The following is a 17529-nucleotide window of genomic DNA, read 5'->3' on the forward strand; positions in this document are numbered from 1 at the left end:
GTGCGCCGCTCCCGGGACTTCGACAGGGGCCAGGTGCTGGACATCGAGGAGATCGTCAACGAGGCCGAGATCCCCTTCGACGGTACGTTCTCGATGCAGGCCACCCTGTTGCAGGACAACGTGTGGGCCGTGAGCCCACGTTAGGCGCCTGCGTCCGGCCCGCCGCCCAACGGCTGCCCTCCCGTCCGCGCGCCGCGTCGGCTGAGTACGATCGCCCACGCCGATCCGAGTACGCGTACGGTCGCCCGCCGCGCGCGGCACCGGAAGGGTGGACGCATGCGCCGACTCCCGCTGCTCGCCCCGCTGTTGCTGCTCACCGTCGGCTGCGGGGTGATGCAGTCCTCCAACGGCGAGGCGACGGACGCCGCGCGGGAGGTGGCCAGGAAGGCGGGCGAGCGCCTCTACGGCCAGCGTCCGCGCACGGCGGAGGAGGTCGGGCGCTCCGCTTCCGGCATCGACGGGGTCGAGGTACTGCGGGTGACGGGTACCTCGACACACGACGGGGACGGGGTCGACGTCGTCGTCCGTACGTCCGGCTCGGCGTACAGCGAGTGGTTCGACCTCGACGAGATCACCGTGGTGCGCTGCTTCACGGTGCGGGTGTCGCCGACGTCGGAGTGGGGTGAGGATCCCCGTGACGTGGACTGCCCCGAGGGCCCTCCGCCGACCTTCGCCCCGGCACCCGAACCGCCCCGGCTGCCGTACGAGGAGCTCCGCGCGAAGCTTCCCCAGGTCCCGGAGGGCGGCCGGGTCGACGAGGCCGGGGTACGCCGTGCGCTCGCCGCCCTGGACCTGGATCCGGCGATCCGTACCGAGGTGAAGGCGGCCGGCGGCCGGGTCGGCGTCCTCCTGTCGGTGAAGGGCAACGGCTTCGACCCGCAGGACTGCGTACTGGCCCGCGTGGGCCCGGGCGCCACCGAGGTGTGGGTGCCGTCCCGGATCCAGCGGATGCCCGGAGAGGGCGGCTGCGGCATCAGCAACGCTCTGGACCCGATGCCGGCACCGCACTGAACGGGGCGGCCGCCCGGCGCCGGGGCAGGACGACGACCGCCACGACCGCCGCGAGCACGAAGAGGGCGGCGGTGACGGCCAGGCTGAGGGCGTAGCCGGCGTTGAGCGCGGCTGCGGCTCTTCCGGCTTCGCCGGCGGCTTCACCTGCGGATTCGGATGCGTACGCGTGCTTGCGCCGACCGGCGGGTCGCCGTCACGCCTGACGGTGAGCGTGGTCGCCGGAAGGCCCAACGCCGGGTCGCCTCGCGTGGTGGGGGTGGCCGCGCCCTCACAGACTCCGTCCATGAGAAACCCCACGACCGGCCGGTCCCGGGCACGCGCGCGAACGCGCGTGAAGTCCGCCGGACTCGCCTGTGCCGCCGCCCTGGCGGCCGTCCCCGTCCTCGTGCTCGGCCCGGGCGCGGCCCCGGCGACGGCCGCGCCCCTCCCGGGCGGACTCGGCCCCTGTGTGCCCGGCGACTGCCCCGACCCGTTCCCCGGCGTCGACAACGGGGACATCGCGGGCCGCGACAACGCGATCAACGTCTTCGTCGGCAACGACTTCCTCGTGCGCGGCGCCGCCGCCGAGGCCGAGGGCCGGGTCGTCGTCCTCGACGACTTCGACATGAACAAGGACCCGCAGGCCGGCGGGAACTACAACATCGGCGAGGCCGGCGTCGGCTCCCGCGTGCCGCCGCCCGTCGGAGCGGACTGGCTGACCACCGGCGGCGACATCTCCGTGGCCGCGAACCAGCAGGTGCTGGCCGAGGCCGGCGTCGTACGGTACGCCGGTACGCTGACCGGCGACGTCGAGGCCACCCGCGTCCAGGACGACGCGGCAGCCGCCCCGTACACCGCCCTCAGGGACCAGCTCACCACGGCGAGCCGGTGCTACGCCCGTGTCGACGGCGTCCCGAGGACGCCCACCGGCACGGCCGAGAACCAGGGCGGGCAGACGCTGTTCACGGGTGACGGAACCTCCGCGCTCCAGGTCTTCAACGCGAACTTCAACCTGACCGGGCCGACCGGCGGCCAGCAGGGCATCGTCTTCGCGAACATCCCCGACGCCGCGACGATCCTCGTCAACGTCACGGGCGGCCCCGAGCGGGCGCTCAACACGTACAGCGGTGGCATCGACGACACGACCGACCCGCTCAACGCCTACCGCGAGCGGCTCCTGTGGAACTTCCCCGACGCGACCACGGTGACCCTGAGCGGAACGGGCCAGTTCCAGGGCAGCTTCCTCATGGGCGAGCAGGCCTCGACGACCACCGTCACCCTGCCGGGCGTCAACGGACGCTTCTTCACCACCGGATCGCTCACCCACACGAGCTCCGCCACGGGCGGCGGCGGCCAGGAGTTCCACGCCTACCCCTTCAACGGCGACCTCCCGGACTGCGGAACCCCGACACCCACCACCGGTGCGGTGAAGGTGCTCAAGACGGACTCCGAGACGGGCGCGGCGCTGGCGGGCGCCTCGTTCCAGCTGTGGAAGGAGAGCAACGGCACGGAGGGCCTGCAGACCGGCGCCAACGGCGACACCGCTGTGGGGGCCGTGTGCGTGACCGACGCGGACGGCGCGTGCTCCCGGACGGTCGAGACGGGCACGTACTACTGGCAGGAGACGGCAGCCCCGACCGGATACGACCTCCCGGACCCGGCCGTCTTCGGCCCCCAGGTCCTGACCGCCGAGAACGCCGCCGCGGGTGTGACGGTCCCCGCCGCCAACACCCCCTCCTCGGTCCCGAGCACGACGGGTGAGGTGAAGGTGCTCAAGACGGACTCCGAGACGGGCGCGGCACTGCCGGGCGCGTCGTTCCAGCTGTGGAAGGAGACCAACGGCACGGCGGACCTGCAGACCGGCGGGACGACTCCCGACACGAAGGTCGGGGCCGTCTGCACCACCGTGGCGGACGGCGCGTGCTCCCGGACGGTGGAGACCGGAACGTACTACTGGCAGGAGACGGCAGCCCCGACCGGATACGACCTCCCGGACCCGGCCGTCTTCGGCCCCCTGGTCCTGACCGTCGACAACGCCGCCGCAGGTGTGACGGTCACCGCCGCCAACAGCCGCACCCCGGTGCCGCCCGTCGACGGCTCCATCAAGATCGCCAAGGTGGACGCCAAGACCGGAGAGCCGCTGCGCGGAGCGGTGTTCGAGCTGTGGGAGGAGACCAACAGCATCGCCGGCCTCCAGACCACCGGCATCAACGCCGACACCCGTGTCGGGACGACCTGCACCACCGGCGTCCAGGGCTCGTGTTCCTTCGACGACCTGGACCAGGGCACGTACTACCTGGTGGAGACGGACGTCCCCGACGGGTACGTCCTGCCCGACAACCCGGTCTCCGGCCCGTACGTCATCGACGCGGACCACGAGAACGTGACCGCCAGGCTGACCAACAGCCGTGCCGAGCACTGTGACGACACGGGCTACGGCGGCGACGGCTCGTGCGGCGACACCGGCTACGGCGATACGGGCTATGGCGACTCGGGCTATGGCGACACAGGCCACGGCGACCACGGCTCGTACGACGCAACGGGTTACGGCCACCTGGGCTTTGGCGACCTCGGCCTCGGCGACCTGGGCCTCGGCGACCTGGTCCCCGGCTACTACCAGCGTCTGACCGAAGGCGTCTGACAGAAGGCGTCCGACCGCCCGTACCCGATGTCCCTCGTGGTGTGACCGCCGTGTCAGCGGCAGTCACACCACGAGGGCGTTTTCGCGTGAGCAGGCCCCCCGGCTCATCGGGAGCGGGCGGCGCGCAGTTCGAGGAGGTACGTCGCGGTCAGGGCGACGGCACGGTCCTCGTCTTCCGACAGGTCCGCGAGGGCACGGGACGTGGTGGTTCCCGGGATGTCCGCGAGCGCCTCGGTCAGCCGGCGGCGGGCCGGCGACGTCACGGTGTCGTGGGCCAGGCGGTCGACGAGCCCGGTGGCGATCCGCTCCGCCCACGCGGGACGGCTCGCCAGCGCGCTCAGCGCGTCGGCGGCCGCGACGTCGTTCGTGCCCGCGACGATCATGTCAATGAGCGTCGGGACCGCCTCGGCCCCGCCGTTCGCCCCGAGTGCCAGCGCCGCGTACCCGCGCACCACGACGTCGGGGTGCGCGAGAGCGTCCCGCAGCAGCGCCGTCGCCTCGCCGTGCGGAAGCTCGGCGATGGACTGGACGGCACGTTTCCGTACGTCGGCCGCGGGCGAGTCGAGGCCCTCCGCCAGCAGCGCGAGGCCGCCGTCGGCCGTCTGCGCCAGAGCCCATCGAAGGGCACCGGCAACGACCGGGTCCGCCTCGCTCAGTGCCGCCTCGGCCAGTGCCTCCACCGGTACGGGAACCTCGTCGACCGAGGACAGGGCAGCGCGCTGGCGCGTCCTCGGGCTCTTCGACCCCAGCGCCTGGAGGAGCGCGACGACCTGGAGGACGTCCTCCCAGCCGGTCGGCTCGGCGGCACCGATGCGGCTGAGCCGCGTGAGCAGCTCCGTCTCTCGCGCGATCCGTTCCCGTGTCTCGCGGATGAGGTCGTCGACGAGGTCCGATGGCCTGAAGCCGGGGTCGTCGAGCGCGCGACTGACGTCCCGCAGCGACAGCCCCAGGGACCGCAGGCTCTCGATGTGGAAGATGCGCCGGATGTCCTCGCCCGAGTACTCCCGATAGCCGCCGTCGGTACGGCCCGTCGGTCGCACCAGGCCCAGCGAGTCGTAATGCCTGAGCATGCGCGCGCTGACGCCGGACAGTCGTGCCACCTCACCGATCAACACTCTCTATGACTCCTCTGGCTCCTCTGACGCCTCAGGGCCGGTCGTGCCCAGGACCACGATGCGCTTCGCCTCCTCGATCGCGAACTCGAACCCGGCATCCGGGTCGCGCAACAGCCGTTCCGTGGCGATCGCGTGGTGCCGTACGTGCGGGACGGCATCCGGCGTCATCGCGGCGCGCAGCATCGGCACGATCACCTCACCGAGCGCGATCAGCGACCTGCTCAGGCTCAACTGCGTCTCCCGCCCCCCACGACCGAGCTGTGTCGCCAGCACTCCGGCCAACTCGGGTTCCTCCTCCTCGGGCACGAGGACGATCGCGGCCCGCCAGGCGGTCCGTGCCACCTCGTCGTCGGCGTCGGTCAGCAGCTCCCGTGTGAGCGCCGGCCATGCCTGCCGATCCCCGATCTTGGACAGGGTGTGCAGGGCCTGGCTCCGTGCCTGGGCACGCTCCGAGCGGAGCTCCTGGAGCAGCACGGGGACCGTCATCGCCGCCGAGTGGCGGGTGAGCGCCCACGTCAGCATGTCGCGGACGAGGAATTCGGGCTCGACCGCGCAGCGTTCGACGAGCCTGTCGATGCACCGCGGGTCGGGGGTCGTACCGACCGCCAGCGCCGCCTGCAGCCGCACCGACGAGTTGCCGTTCTCCAGCGCCTGGAGAGCTCGCATCGTGTTCGTGTTCGTGTTCGCGTTCGTGTTCGTGTCCTGTTTCGGCATGGTCATCGGGACACCACCTCCTTGGCCCCAGTGAAGACGTTGTCACGGTGTCAAGGTCAAGCGCGGCGGTCCGGACGCCGGTGGTGACGCCGGCCGGTCAGCGTCCGTACATGCTGCGGCACAGGTCGGCGGCGCCCATCGGGGCGTCGATGGTCTGGGCCTGGCGGCAGAGCGTACGCATCTCGGGGGTCTGACCGGACGCCGGCCGACGGGGGTGGGGGGCCGGTCGTTCCACGGAGCGGGGTTTCGGGTTCGGGTTCGGGTTCGGGACGACCGTCCTCCGGGTGGGCCTCTCCACCGGGGCGGGCCTCTCCACCGGGGCCGGCTCCGTAGCGCGGCGCGGATTCTTCCGTGGTGTCGCGCCGCGAGCGGGGCCCGGAGTGTCCGGTCGCCGGGCCCTGCGGTCAGTGGCCGGGGCGCGCTGTGCGGGGGCGGCCTTGGTGGGCGGGTGCGCCGGGCGCGGCTCGGTGGGCGTGACGTTCTCCCGGGGCGGGGCCTGGGTGGGCTCCGGCCAGGTCGGGAGTGCGGTCGGCCGGCGTTCGGCGGCGGGTGCGAGCTCGGCGGGCCGGGCCGGGGCGCTCGGGCCCCGGGCCTCGGGGACGGCCACGCATCCGGTGGTTCCGGCGGTGAGGAGCGCGGCGAGGAGAGCGACCATCGCTCGGCGGGTGTTCATGGGCCTCACGCTGCCCGAGCCGAGACGGGGCCCGCCCGCCGCGCGGGCCCGATCCACCGTGACGAGTGACGGGGGCGCGTGGCGGGTGACGCGGTGGGGGCGCATGAGGGATGACGGGCTACGGGCTACGAGTCGCCGGTGACGCGCTGCCGGTGAGAGTCACGAGCGGCGTCGAGGTAGGTTCGAGGGACGTCCAGCGGGGTCCGCGAGCGCCCCGGCCGAGCACCCCGCAGGAGCACCACGTGCACTCCCTCGTCTACGACGACATCACGACCGCCGCCGACCGCGTCGCCGGTCATGTCCGGCCCGTCGCCCTCGCAGGGCCCACGGAGCCCGGCGGGGTGCACCTCGCGCTGGAGCTGATGCAGCACACCGGCTCGTTCAAGGCACGCGGCGCGCAGAACTTCCTGCTCGCCCACCGTGAGGCCGGCACCCTCCCCGACGCCGGGGTCACGATCGCCTCCGGCGGGAACGCCGGTCTCGCCTGCGCCTGGGCCGCCGCCCGCCAGGGCGTCCCCGCCACCGTCTTCCTGCCGACCACCGCGCCCCGGGTGAAGGTGGCCCGCCTCCGCGCGTACGGCGCGGACGTCCGCCTGGTCGGTACGGAGTACGCCGAGGCCCTCGCCGCCTGCGAGGAGTTCGCCCGGACGACCGGGGCGCTCGCCTCGCACGCGTACGACCATCCGCTGATCGCCGCCGGAGCGGGCACCCTGCTCGACGAGATCCGCCGGCAGGTCCCCGGGCTCGACACCGTCGTCGTCGCGGTCGGCGGCGGCGGTCTCTTCGCCGGGGTCGCCACCGCGGCCCGGCAGCACGGCATCCGCACCGTCGCCGTCGAGCCCGAGAACTGCCGTGCCCTCGACGCCGCCCTCCGGGCCGGCCGGCCGGTCGACGTCACGGTCGACTCCGTCGCCGCCGACTCCCTCGGGGCCCGCCGCGTCTCCGCCACGGCCGTGGAGGCGGCGCGGCACGACGGCGTCCGCTCCGTCCTCGTCCCCGACGCCGCGATCGTCCGCACCCGGCAGACGCTGTGGGACGACCGCCGGCTCGCCGTCGAGCACGCCGCCGCCACCGCCCTGGCCGCCGTGACCCACCACGAGCAGGACGCAGCCGGCGCCGGATACCGCGCCGCGCCCGGCGAGACGGTCTGCGTCGTCCTCTGCGGCGCCAACACCGATCCGACGGACCTCGTGGCCCCGTAGGGGGTGTTCTCGCGGGACGGGCACTCGCGGTCGCGTCGCCGCCGGTGGCACACTGGCGCGTCGATCCGCCGAAGGAGCACGTCGTGTCCATGATCCAGCGTCTGCGCAGAGCCGTCCGTCTGACGTACCGGCGTGCCGTGGACCTCAGCCACCCGGCCCGCTCCCCGCTCGGCAGCGCGGTCGTCAACTGCGTGGTCTACATCGACGGCGTACGGCGGAGCGGGCGCGGGTCGGCCGAGGAGGCCCTGCGGCAGGTCCGCAAGGCGGGCGACGGCTTCGTCTGGATCGGTCTGCACGAGCCGGACGAGAAGGAGTTCACGGGTCTCGCCGAGCTCTTCGGGCTCCACCCGCTGGCCGTGGAGGACGCGGTCAACGCCCATCAGCGGCCCAAGGTCGAGGAGTACGACGGCGTGCTGTTCGCCGTCTTCAAGACCGTCCACTACGTCGAGCACGAGGAACTCACCGCCACCAGCGAGGTCGTGGACTCGGGCGAGCTGATGGCCTTCGTCGGGCCCGACTTCGTCATCACCATCCGGCACGGCGGCCACGGCTCCCTCGGTCCGCTGCGCGAGGCCCTGGAGGACCTGCCCGAGCAGTTGGCCAAGGGGCCCTCCGCCGTGCTGCACGCGATGGCGGACCACGTCGTCGACGACTACCTCGCCGTCGCGGACGCCGTGCAGGACGACCTCGACGCGATCGAGAGCGCGGTCTTCTCCGAGCAGGCGGACCGGCGGGACGCCGGCCGGATCTACCAGCTCAAGCGCGAACTCCTCGAACTCAAGCGGGCCGTGACGCCGCTGGGCAGGCCGCTCCAGCACCTCGCCACCCACCCGATGCCGCTGATCGACCCGGACATCAGGGCGTACTTCCGCGACGTGGCCGACCATCTCGCCCGCGTCACCGAGCAGGTCACCTCCTTCGACGCCCTGCTCGACTCGATCCTCCAGGCCCATCTCGCGCAGGTGACGGTCGCCCAGAACGAGGACATGCGCAAGATCACCGCCTGGGCGGCGATCGTCGCCGTGCCGACCATGGTCTGCGGCGTCTACGGCATGAACTTCGAGCACATGCCCGAGCTGCGCTGGACCTACGGCTACCCGCTGGTCCTCTGCGTCATCGCCCTCTCCTGTGTCGTCATCCACCGGGGCTTCCGCCGCAACGGCTGGCTCTGACCGACGACTTGCGCCTGACGCGTCACGGCCGACGTGCCGGGGGCGCGGCGATCACCGCTCCCGGCCTCTGGCACCCTGCTCGGATGACCGACCGAGACTTCTGTTCCCTCCTGGACGACCCCGCCCTCGTCCTCCGTCACGACCGCGCCGAGCTGCGCGCCCGGCTGGCCGCCCTGCCCGAAGGGCTCGGCGGTGTGGGCCGTGAGGTGTTCACGCAGGCCGAGGCCGTGTTCGGCGGTGCCCGCGTGCCCGCCGCCGAGTTCGCCTCGTGGCTGCATTTCGCGGCGACCGTCCTGGGCCACCACGCGTACGCGGAGCGGGTGGCCGCCGCCGAACCCGGGCTGCCCTGGCGGACGGTGTGGGCGTGGTGGCGGCCGGTCGGCGCGTACGAGGCCGAGCCGAACCTGAGCGGCGACCGTTCGGCCGAGGTGTACGAGACCGAGGGCGGGCCGCTCGTGAAGGTGTGGGCCCTGTGGTGCGAGGACACCTGGTTCGACCTGGCGACCGGTGAGCGGCGCGCCGCCCCGGCCGACGGTGCCGCCGAGCCCCTCGACGACGCGTACCCGGACGAGCCCTGGCTGTTCGACGGGGACACGGACGGGCCGTCGCCGCGCTGTCCGGAGGGCTGGGAGGAACCGCTGGCGGTGGGCGAGGGCCGGTACCTCTTCCTCGACGCGCGCGGGGTGGTGCTCGTGGAGGAGAACGAGAAGGGCGAGCGGGCGGACGACCGGCCGTCGGACGGAGCGGAGTCTTCCCGGTGGACGTCGCCGGGCGACGACGGGCCCTGGTTCATGCCCGGGGACGGCGCCGGCGCGCGGGACGGCAGCGGGCCGCTCACCGCGGACCGCCTCGACGGCGTGTTCGGGACCGGCCGGGTCGTCCGCGTCCCGGCCGCCGAGCTCCCCGAGGCCCTCACGCACGCGCCGACCCGGACCCTGCTGAGCGGGGTCGGACTGCCCCGCTTCTGGGCCGCGGGCGTCACCTCCTTCGCGGTGGACGAGGAGCTGCTGGGCCCCGGTCCCGAAGGACTGCTGCGCATCGGCGAGTTCGACCTCGGCTACTGCGATCCGGGCGAGGTCTTCGTCCACCCGGTCAGCGGCGCGGTCGCCCTGCGGCAGCCCGACGGCAGCCACGGCCCGGGCGGGGACGCCGCGTTCCCCCTCGTACGCGATCTGGAGGCGTTCGTCCGGTTCCTGGAGGGCGTGCGCCGTCACATGGGCGCCTGCTGGGACCCGTACCCCGGTGAGGAGGGCGCGGAGACGTTCCTGCGGGCGATGGCCGCCGTGGACGCCGAGGCGCTGGCGGAGGACGCGCCCGGCGCGGAGGTCTGGGGGCACCTCTTCGCCTCCATCACCGAGCTCGGCGTCGACGGCTACTAGGGGGTGTCCGGCGGATCATGGCCGCGCGGGGCGACGGCTGCCCGAGGGTGTGCCCCGGGCCTGGCGGCGCGTCCTCGCAGGCCAGGCCCTGGGTAGAGTCGAGAACCGGACATCCCGACCCCTGGGAGCGAAGGAGGCCGACCGGCCATGGCGGTGGACGAACTCGACACCCGCATCCTGCGGCTCCTCATCGAGCAGCCGCGGACGAGCGTGCGCGAGTACGCGCGGATCCTGGGTGTGGCGCGGGGCACCGTGCAGGCGCGGATCGACCGCCTGGAGCGGGACGGGGTGATCACGGCGACCGGCCCCGTCCTCTCCCCCGCCGCCCTGGGGCATCCGGTGCTGGCCTTCGTCCACGTCGAGGTGACACAGGGCCATCTCGACGAGGTCGGTGACGCGCTCGCGGGCGTCCCGGAGATCGTGGAGGCCTTCTCGATCACCGGCGGCGGGGATCTGCTGACCCGGGTGGTGGCCCGGGACGCCGGACACCTGGAGGACGTCATCCAGCGGCTGATCCAGCTGCCGGGGGTGGTCCGCACCCGGACCGAGATCGCACTGCGCGAGCGCGTGCCGCACCGGCTGCTGCCGCTGGTCGAGGCGGTCGGGCGCCGGTCGGGAACCTCCTGAACGGACGGCACCCGAGCCTCGTGGCCTTGTCGATTCCTCCAACGAGGCTGGCGAATGCGCCGAGATGCGCCTCCGTACGTTGTAGGTAGGAGGTCGCACGACCTAACGTGGCGCACATGCAGTCCTACACCATCGGGCAGGCGGCGCGTCTCCTGGGCGTCAGCCCCGACACGGCACGCCGCTGGGCCGACGCGGGCCGGGTCGCGACCCAGCGCGACGAGAGCGGCCGACGGCTCATCGACGGCCGCGACCTGGCCGCCTTCTCGATCGAGATCGCCCAGAGCGGCACGGGCGACGAGGACGACTCGTACACCTCGGCGCGCAACGCCTTCCCGGGGATCGTGACCGCCGTGAAGCTCGGCGACATCGCCGCGCAGGTCGAGATCCAGGCGGGCCCGCACCGGCTCGTGTCCCTCCTCACCCGCGAGGCGGTCGAGGAGCTGGGGCTCGAGGTCGGCATGCAGGCCACCGCCCGGGTGAAGTCGACCAGCGTCCACATCGACCGGGCCTGATCCGCAGCGACCGCGCGTGAACCGCACCGAGCTCGCGTGATCCGCACCGAGCTCGGGTGATCCGCGCCGACCGCGCCTGATCCACCGTCTTCCGGGGCGCCCTCCTCCCGCACCGGCCGGAGCCCCGGAACTCACCGTGGGGGCTGTCCGCTTCCGGGGGGACGGACAGCCCCCACCTCCGCCAGCTTCCAGGGAACACCGATGAAACGCCTCCGCGTCCGCCCCTCCGGTCAGGGCCCGCGCACGCCCGTCGTCCTCGCCGTCCCCGCGGTGCTCGCCGTGGCGCTCCTGGTGCTGCCCCTCGTCGGTGTCCTGGTCCGCACCGAGTGGGGTGCCTTCGGCGCGCACCTGACGGATCCCGGCACCGTGCAGGCCCTGAAGCTGTCGCTGGTCGTCTCCTTCTGGGCGCTCGGTCTGTCGCTGCTGCTCGGGGTCCCGCTGGCCTGGCTGCTCGCGCGGGTGCCGTTCCGCGGCAAGGCGATCGTCCGCTCCCTCGTCCTGCTGCCGATGGTGCTGCCGCCGACCGTCGGCGGTGTGGCGCTGCTGCTCGCGTTCGGGCGGCGCGGGCTCCTGGGGCCCTGGCTGGAGTCGACGTTCGGCATCACGTTCCCCTTCCACACCTCGGGCGCGGTCCTCGCCGCGACCTTCGTGGCGATGCCGTTCCTCGTGATCAGCCTGGAGGGGGCGCTCGGCGGACTGCGTCCCCGGTACGAGGAGACGGCGGCCTCCCTCGGCGCCTCGCCGATACGGGTCTTCTTCACCGTCACCCTGCCGATGGTCGCCCCGGGGCTGCTCGCGGGCGCCGCGCTCACCTGGGCCAGGGCGCTGGGCGAGTTCGGTGCCACGATCACCTTCGCCGGCAACCTCCCCGGCACCACCCAGACCCTGCCGCTCCACGTGTACCTGCTGCTCCAGGAGGAGCCCGAGGCCGCGACCTCCGTCTCGCTGCTGCTGCTCGCCATCGCCATGGGCGTGCTCGTCGCCCTGCGCGGCCGCTGGACCGGCACACCGGCATCGGCGCCCCGACGGACCGCTCCCGTCCCGGACCCCACGTCCGAGCCCGGGGCCGGGTCCGGGTTCGGGGCCGGGGCCGAGCCTGCGTCCGGTCCTGGCCCCGAGTCAGGTCCTGGCCCCGACTCCGGTTCCGCCCCCGAGGCCGGTTCTCAGCCGGCCGGCGGGCGCTGGGCGTTGCGGGCCGAGGTCGACGGGTTCACCGAACTGACGCTGGGCGCCGAGCCCGGCACCACCATCGCCGTCGTCGGCCCCAACGGCGCCGGGAAGACGACACTGCTCCGGGCCCTCCTCGGCCTCACCCCCCGCGCCCACGCCGCGCTGCGGCTCGGCGACACCGACGTGACCGGCCTGCCTCCGCACCGGCGCCGGGTGGCGTGGGTGCCGCAGGACGGCGCGCTGTTCCCGCACCTGTCGGCGCTTTCGAACACCGCGTACGGCCTGCGGGCGCACGGCGTTCCGCGCGCCGAGGCGCGGCGGACCGCCCAGACCTGGCTCGACCGGCTCGGCGTGGGGCAGCTGGCGCACCGCCGCCCCGCGCAGCTGTCCGGCGGCCAGGCCCAGCGGGTCGCCCTCGCCCGCGCGCTGGCCGCCCGGCCCCGGCTGCTGCTCCTCGACGAGCCGCTCGCCGCGCTGGACCAGACGACCCGGGCGCATGTGCGGCACACCCTGCGCAGCCACCTCGCCGGGTTCGGCGGGGTCTGTCTGATCGTCACCCACGACCCGGTGGAGGCCGTGTCCCTGGCCGACCGGGTCCTCGTCCTGGAGGAGGGGCGCACCCTCCAGGACGCCTCCCCCGGCGAGGTGTCGCGCCACCCCCGCTCGCCGTGGGTCGCCAGGATGCTGGGCAGCAACGCGTGGCCGGGGGCCGCGAGCGCCGAGGGTCTCGCGCTCGACGGGGGCGGCGCCCTGGTGGCGGCCGAGCCGCCGCCGCCCGGCACTCGGGCGCTCGCGATCATCGCGCCCGAGGCGGTGTCGGTGCACCGCGAGAAGCCGGGCGGCAGTCCCCGTAACGTCTGGCCCGGAACCGTACGGGAGATCACGGCGAGCGGCAGCCGGCTGCGGGTCCTGGTGACCTCCGACCGGGCCCCGGACCTCGTCGCCGAGATCACCCCGCAGGCGGCGGCCGAGCTGGGACTCGCGGACGGCGTGCCGGTCTGGACGGGCGTCAAGGCGACCGAGGTGACCGTCGTGACGCTCTGAGCGGCGGCGGTGGTGCGGTGCGTGGGGTGCCGGTGTGTGTGGTGCGGTGCGGTGCCGGAAGCGGCCCGCCGACGCCGCGGCCTCAGTGGATGGTGCGCGTACGGGCCATGAGGATCGCCACGTCGTCCAGCGCCGGTCCGACGAGGAGTCGTGCGAGGACCTCGTCGCACAGGACGTCCAGCGGCCGGTCCAGGTCCCGGAGCGCCTGGGCGAGCTGGCCCATTCCCTCGTCGAGGTCCCGGTCGCGGGCCTCGATGAGGCCGTCCGTGTAGAGGACGAGCAGGCCGCCCTCGGGCAGGGCGACCTCCTCCGTGCCGAAGTCTCGGGCCCCCGTGCCCAGGGGGGTGCCGGGCGGGCCTTCGAGGAAGGTGATGGTGCCGTCCGGGGTGGCCAGCGCGGGTGGCGGGTGCCCGGCGCGGGCGATGGTCCACCCTCCGGTCGCGGGGTCGTGGACCGCGTACACGCACGTGGCCATCTCGTCCTCGCCGAGATCGGCCACGACGGCGTCCAGTGAGCTCAGCATCTTGGCCGGGGCGATGTCGTGGCGGGCCAGGGTGCGTACGGCGGTGCGCAGCTGGCCCATGACGGCCGCCGCGTGGATGCCGTGGCCCATGACGTCACCGATGACCAGGGCCGTCCTGCCGCCGGGGAGGGCGATGACGTCGAACCAGTCGCCGCCGACGTCATGGGCGCTCGCGGGCAGGTAGCGGCCGGTGAGTTCCAGTCCGGTGACGGCGGGCAGCGCGCTGTTGGTGAGGCTGCGCTGGAGGGTGAGGGCCGCCTCCCGCTGGGTCGTGTAGAGGCGGGCGTTGTCGATGTTGAGGGCGGCGCGGGCCACGACCTCGTCGATGAGGACGCAGTCCTGTAGGTCGAAGGGCTCGCGGGTCCGCAGCCGCGTCACGGTGACCGCGCCGAGCACCTTGCCCCGGGCCACCAGGGGGACGAGGCGCGCCGAGCCGATGCGGGTCGCGAAGTAGGTGCGGAGCGCCTCGGTGCGCGGGTCGGTGAAGAGCGCCGGGAGGTCGGAGGTGTAGAGGTTCGTGGGTCTCCCGCTGGCGACGACCCGCTCGTACACGGAGTCCAGCGGGAGCTGGAAGGTCTGGCCCGCGGTGAGCAGGGACGTGGGGGCGGTCGGGTCGGGGAAGCCGGCCGCGAGGCGGCGCAGCACTCCGCGCGTGGAGCCGGCCGGGTCGTCCGGTTCGAGGACCGCTTCCAGCATCTGTACGTCGGCGGAGTCGGCGAGCTGGGGCACGAGGAAGCGCACCACCTCGTCGGCCGTCTGCCCCAGGTCGAGGGTCGTGCCGATGCGGGCGCCGGCCTCGGCGAGCAGGGCGAAGCGGTGCCGGGCCCGCTCGACCTCGATGTGCGCCTCCTGGCTCTCGGTGATGTCGACGAGGGAGGCGATGAGCCCGAGGGTCTTTTCGGAACGGTCGCTGAGCGGCGCGTACGAGCAGGACCAGATGTGGTCGCGGTCGGGGTCGGCGGGCGTGCGGCCCACCCTGCGGGCGTCGACGACGGCGGTCCCGCTGTCGAGGACCTCGCGCATCAGGGATTCGAGCGAGTCGGCGTTGACGCCGGGCACGACCTCGGTGAGCAGGCGGCCGACGTGGGAGGCGGCGGAGACGCCGTTCATCCGGGCGAGGGCGTCGTTGACGCGGAGGAAGCGCAGGTCGGGGCCGAGGAGGGCGAGGCCGATGGGTGACTGGGTGAAGAGGCTCTCCATCGCCGCGAGGTTCTCCCGCATGCGCAGGACCTCGGAGGTCTCCACCGCGATGAGCATGGCCCCGGGGCGGCCCTCCGGGTCGGCGGCGGGCACGATCCACATCTCCATGGCGATGGTGTGGCCGTCGCGGTGGCGGACGGGGAGCGTGCCGACCATCGTCTCGCCCGACTGGACGCGCTGGGTGAGCCGGGCGGCCAGGTCGAGGTTGGCGTTCGGGACGAGGAGCGGCGTGGCGAGCCGCCCGAGCACGTGTTCGGGCCGGTGGCCGAGCAGGTCCTGGGCGGCGAGGGACCATTCGACGATGCGCCCCTCGGCGTCCTCCCGCCAGAGGGCGATGGGCAGCAGCTCGCGGAGCACGCCCGCGTCCCCGACGGCCGCTCGCGGCGGCTGCGGAACCCTGCTCGACGACTGATGAGTCTCCACGCATGACCTACGCATCGGCCTGGCCCCAGAGGGCGCAATCCCTACCGAATCACCCTATCCGAGTCGCTGACGGCGGGCCCTGCGCAGTACGGCCGTCCGATTCCGTAGTTCTACGGATGTGCGGACGGCCGGCGTCTGCGAGAGTCGGCGTGACCTCCGTGTATGCGCATCCAGTGGCATCGCGCCTGCATGAACGCGCGCACGCGCGCCGCCGTTCCGTCTCCCGTTCCCGGAGTACCTCGCATGACCAGCCGCCCGTCCGACGCGCGCCCGTACGACCGGGGGTCCGGCGGCCGCGAGCCCGAGGACGCGCACGCCCTGCTGGACCGGGCCCGGCGGCTCTCCGCGGCCGACGGGCACCCCGCGGCCGGCGGGGCCTGGGAGCGGGCCGCGACCGCCCTGCGGCGCGCGGGCGGGGCCATCACGCCCCGGGACCACGCCGACGCGCTGGACGCGACCGCCCTCGACTGCCGGGGCGGAGCACGACCCGCCGCCGAGACCCTCTTCTCGCGCGCCGCCGACCTGCACGAACGGTCCGGCCAGCTCGGCAAGGCGCTCATCTCACGGGCCCGGGCGCTCGTCACCGGCCTGGAAGCGGGGGCGACGGCCTCCGCCGGACTCGCGGAGCTCTGCGAGCGCGCCGCCCACCTGCACGCGGCCGGCCGCGCCACCGTCGCCCAGACCGCGACGGTCCGCCTCCTGCGTTGCCGGGCCCGCGCCGACCTCCTCGACACCGCGTCCGACCCGGCGGCCGAGGCCGCCGCCCTGCGCGAGGACCTCTCCCGGCTCGTCGCCTTCACCGCGCCGCACCGGGCGGACCCCGCCGTCCTCGGCCCCCTCGCCGACTCCCGCGCGCTCCTCGGGCGGGTCACCGCGCCCGACGACCCGGCCGCGGCCCTCGCCCACCTGCGGGCGGCGATCGCGGACCACGGCGTCTCGGGGCGGCCCTGGCCGCCCACGGAGGCCGAGCTGCTGCTCGCCGGGGTGCTCCGGGCGACCGGCGCACCGGCGGAGGCCGCCGCCGTGCTCCGTACCGCCGTCGGCTCCGGCGAGGAGAACGCCCTGCTCCGGGCCGCCGACCGGGCCCGCCTCCGCCTCGCACTCGCCCGGACGCTCCTGGGACCGGAGGCCGCCGACTGGCCGGGGGTGGCCGACTGGCCGGAGGGGACCGACTGGCCGAGGGTGACCGGCCGGCCGGAGACAACCGACGGGCCGCGGGTTGCCAACTGGCCGGAGGTGACCGACGGGCCAGGGGTGACCCACGGGCCGGAGGTGACCGACAGGCCAGAGGTGACCCACGGACCGGAGGTGACTCACGGGCCGGAGGTGGCCGACGGGCCGCGGATGGCCGAGGGGCCGGGCGGCGACGAGGTGGTGTCGCTCCTCGCCGAGGCCGTCCGCCTGTCCGATCGCTCCGGCGAGGATCCCCGCCTGGGCGTCCTCGCCCGGCTGCGCCTCGGCTCCGCCCACGCGGCACGCGGCCGGTGGCAGGAGGCCGCCACCGTCCTGGAGCAGGTACTGGCCGGGCCGGCGCGGGACGGGGACGAGGCGGCTCGCGTACGGGCCAGGGCCTGGCTCGCCCTCTGCGCGCTGCGCCTGGGCGAACCCGAACGGGCCGCGCGGCAGTACGCGCTCGCGGCGGCCGAGGCCCGGCTCCGGGCCGACCGCCGCCACGGCGCGGCCCTGAGCCACCGCGCCGCGCACGCCCTCGGCATCGCCGGGGCGCCGGAGAAGGCGGCCCGGGCCTACGAACGCGCCGCCGACCTGTGGCGTTCGGCCGGCGACCACACCGCCGCGGCCCGCTCCCTGCGCGCGCGGGCCCGGCAGGTGCGGACGGCCTGGGGCGCGGCGAGGGCCGAAGTGGTCCTGGAGGAGGCCCTCCGGGAGGCCCAGCGCGGCCTGCGCGGCGTGCCGGCGCCGGCGGAGCGCGACCGGCTGCGCGCCGAACTCGTACGGATCCGCGAGGAACTGACGGATCTCCTCGATCCCTGTGCCGCCGTCGGCGACCCCGGCGAGGATGACGACACCGGCCCCGGGCTGTGGCTGCCACCGGATCCGTACGAAGTGTCAGGGCACTACCAGGTGAACGTGTACGGCGACGTGGGCGGGGCCGGTCACCGGCCACCACCGCTCCGATGACCCGA

Annotated in this window: 14 protein-coding genes; 10 read left to right on the forward strand and 4 right to left on the reverse strand. The window is 74.4% G+C overall.

Annotation, left to right across the window (positions count from 1 at the left end; all coding sequences use genetic code 11):
• From ACFC0G_RS03670 to ACFC0G_RS03680, 3 genes are all read left to right on the forward strand, one after another.
• The gene (locus tag ACFC0G_RS03670; RefSeq protein ID WP_376396621.1) at positions 1–144 is read left to right on the forward strand and encodes a hypothetical protein; all 144 of its coding nucleotides are present in this window, start codon (positions 1–3) and stop codon (positions 142–144) included.
• Positions 145–276: 132 nt separating this feature from the next.
• Positions 277–1011 carry a translation initiation factor IF-2 gene (locus ACFC0G_RS03675; protein ID WP_376396624.1) on the forward strand — a complete coding sequence of 245 codons (735 nt, stop codon included), beginning with the start codon at positions 277–279 and terminating at the stop codon, positions 1009–1011.
• A gap of 283 nt (positions 1012–1294) precedes the next feature.
• The gene (locus ACFC0G_RS03680; protein ID WP_376396627.1) at positions 1295–3631 is read left to right on the forward strand and encodes a choice-of-anchor A family protein; all 2337 of its coding nucleotides are present in this window, start codon (positions 1295–1297) and stop codon (positions 3629–3631) included.
• Positions 3632–3735: 104 nt separating this feature from the next.
• On the opposite strand, the gene ACFC0G_RS03685 is transcribed toward ACFC0G_RS03680, so the two are convergent.
• The 3 genes from ACFC0G_RS03685 to ACFC0G_RS03695 form a co-directional block, all read right to left on the reverse strand.
• The gene (locus ACFC0G_RS03685) at positions 3736–4746 is read right to left on the reverse strand and encodes a HEAT repeat domain-containing protein (RefSeq protein WP_376396630.1); all 1011 of its coding nucleotides are present in this window, start codon (positions 4744–4746) and stop codon (positions 3736–3738) included.
• Between the two features lie 3 nt (positions 4747–4749).
• Positions 4750–5466: a HEAT repeat domain-containing protein gene (locus tag ACFC0G_RS03690; RefSeq protein WP_376396633.1), complete on the reverse strand. Its 717-nt coding sequence runs from the start codon at positions 5464–5466 to the stop codon at positions 4750–4752.
• 91 nt (positions 5467–5557) lie between these two features.
• A complete protein-coding gene (locus tag ACFC0G_RS03695; protein ID WP_376396636.1) occupies positions 5558–6133 on the reverse strand; it encodes a hypothetical protein in 576 nt (191 codons plus the stop codon).
• 242 nt (positions 6134–6375) lie between these two features.
• Here ACFC0G_RS03695 and ACFC0G_RS03700 point away from each other — a divergent pair, with 242 nt between their 5' ends.
• The 6 genes from ACFC0G_RS03700 (at position 6376) to ACFC0G_RS03725 (ending at position 13239) form a co-directional block, all read left to right on the forward strand.
• Entirely contained in the window at positions 6376–7335 is a 960-nt protein-coding gene (locus tag ACFC0G_RS03700; RefSeq protein WP_376396638.1) for a serine/threonine dehydratase, read from the forward strand.
• Between the two features lie 89 nt (positions 7336–7424).
• On the forward strand, positions 7425–8507 hold the full coding sequence (locus ACFC0G_RS03705) for a magnesium and cobalt transport protein CorA (protein WP_376397273.1): 1083 nt from the start codon (positions 7425–7427) through the stop codon (positions 8505–8507).
• 83 nt (positions 8508–8590) lie between these two features.
• On the forward strand, positions 8591–9886 hold the full coding sequence (locus ACFC0G_RS03710) for an SUKH-4 family immunity protein (RefSeq protein ID WP_376396641.1): 1296 nt from the start codon (positions 8591–8593) through the stop codon (positions 9884–9886).
• Positions 9887–10033: 147 nt separating this feature from the next.
• Positions 10034–10513 carry an Lrp/AsnC family transcriptional regulator gene (locus ACFC0G_RS03715; RefSeq protein WP_376396644.1) on the forward strand — a complete coding sequence of 160 codons (480 nt, stop codon included), beginning with the start codon at positions 10034–10036 and terminating at the stop codon, positions 10511–10513.
• 116 nt (positions 10514–10629) lie between these two features.
• Positions 10630–11025 carry a molybdopterin-binding protein gene (locus tag ACFC0G_RS03720; protein WP_376396647.1) on the forward strand — a complete coding sequence of 132 codons (396 nt, stop codon included), beginning with the start codon at positions 10630–10632 and terminating at the stop codon, positions 11023–11025.
• 201 nt (positions 11026–11226) lie between these two features.
• Positions 11227–13239 carry an ABC transporter permease gene (locus ACFC0G_RS03725; protein ID WP_376396650.1) on the forward strand — a complete coding sequence of 671 codons (2013 nt, stop codon included), beginning with the start codon at positions 11227–11229 and terminating at the stop codon, positions 13237–13239.
• A gap of 82 nt (positions 13240–13321) precedes the next feature.
• Here the strand turns inward: ACFC0G_RS03725 and ACFC0G_RS03730 are convergent, their stop codons facing one another.
• Complete coding sequence (locus tag ACFC0G_RS03730; protein ID WP_376396653.1) at positions 13322–15385, reverse strand: SpoIIE family protein phosphatase; 2064 nt, start codon at positions 15383–15385, stop codon at positions 13322–13324.
• Between the two features lie 243 nt (positions 15386–15628).
• Here ACFC0G_RS03730 and ACFC0G_RS03735 point away from each other — a divergent pair, with 243 nt between their 5' ends.
• Complete coding sequence (locus tag ACFC0G_RS03735) at positions 15629–17524, forward strand: hypothetical protein (protein ID WP_376396656.1); 1896 nt, start codon at positions 15629–15631, stop codon at positions 17522–17524.
• Positions 17525–17529: the final 5 nt, after the last annotated feature.

It is taken from the genome of Streptomyces sp. NPDC056169, assembly GCF_042268445.1.
Lineage (GTDB): Bacteria > Actinomycetota > Actinomycetes > Streptomycetales > Streptomycetaceae > Streptomyces.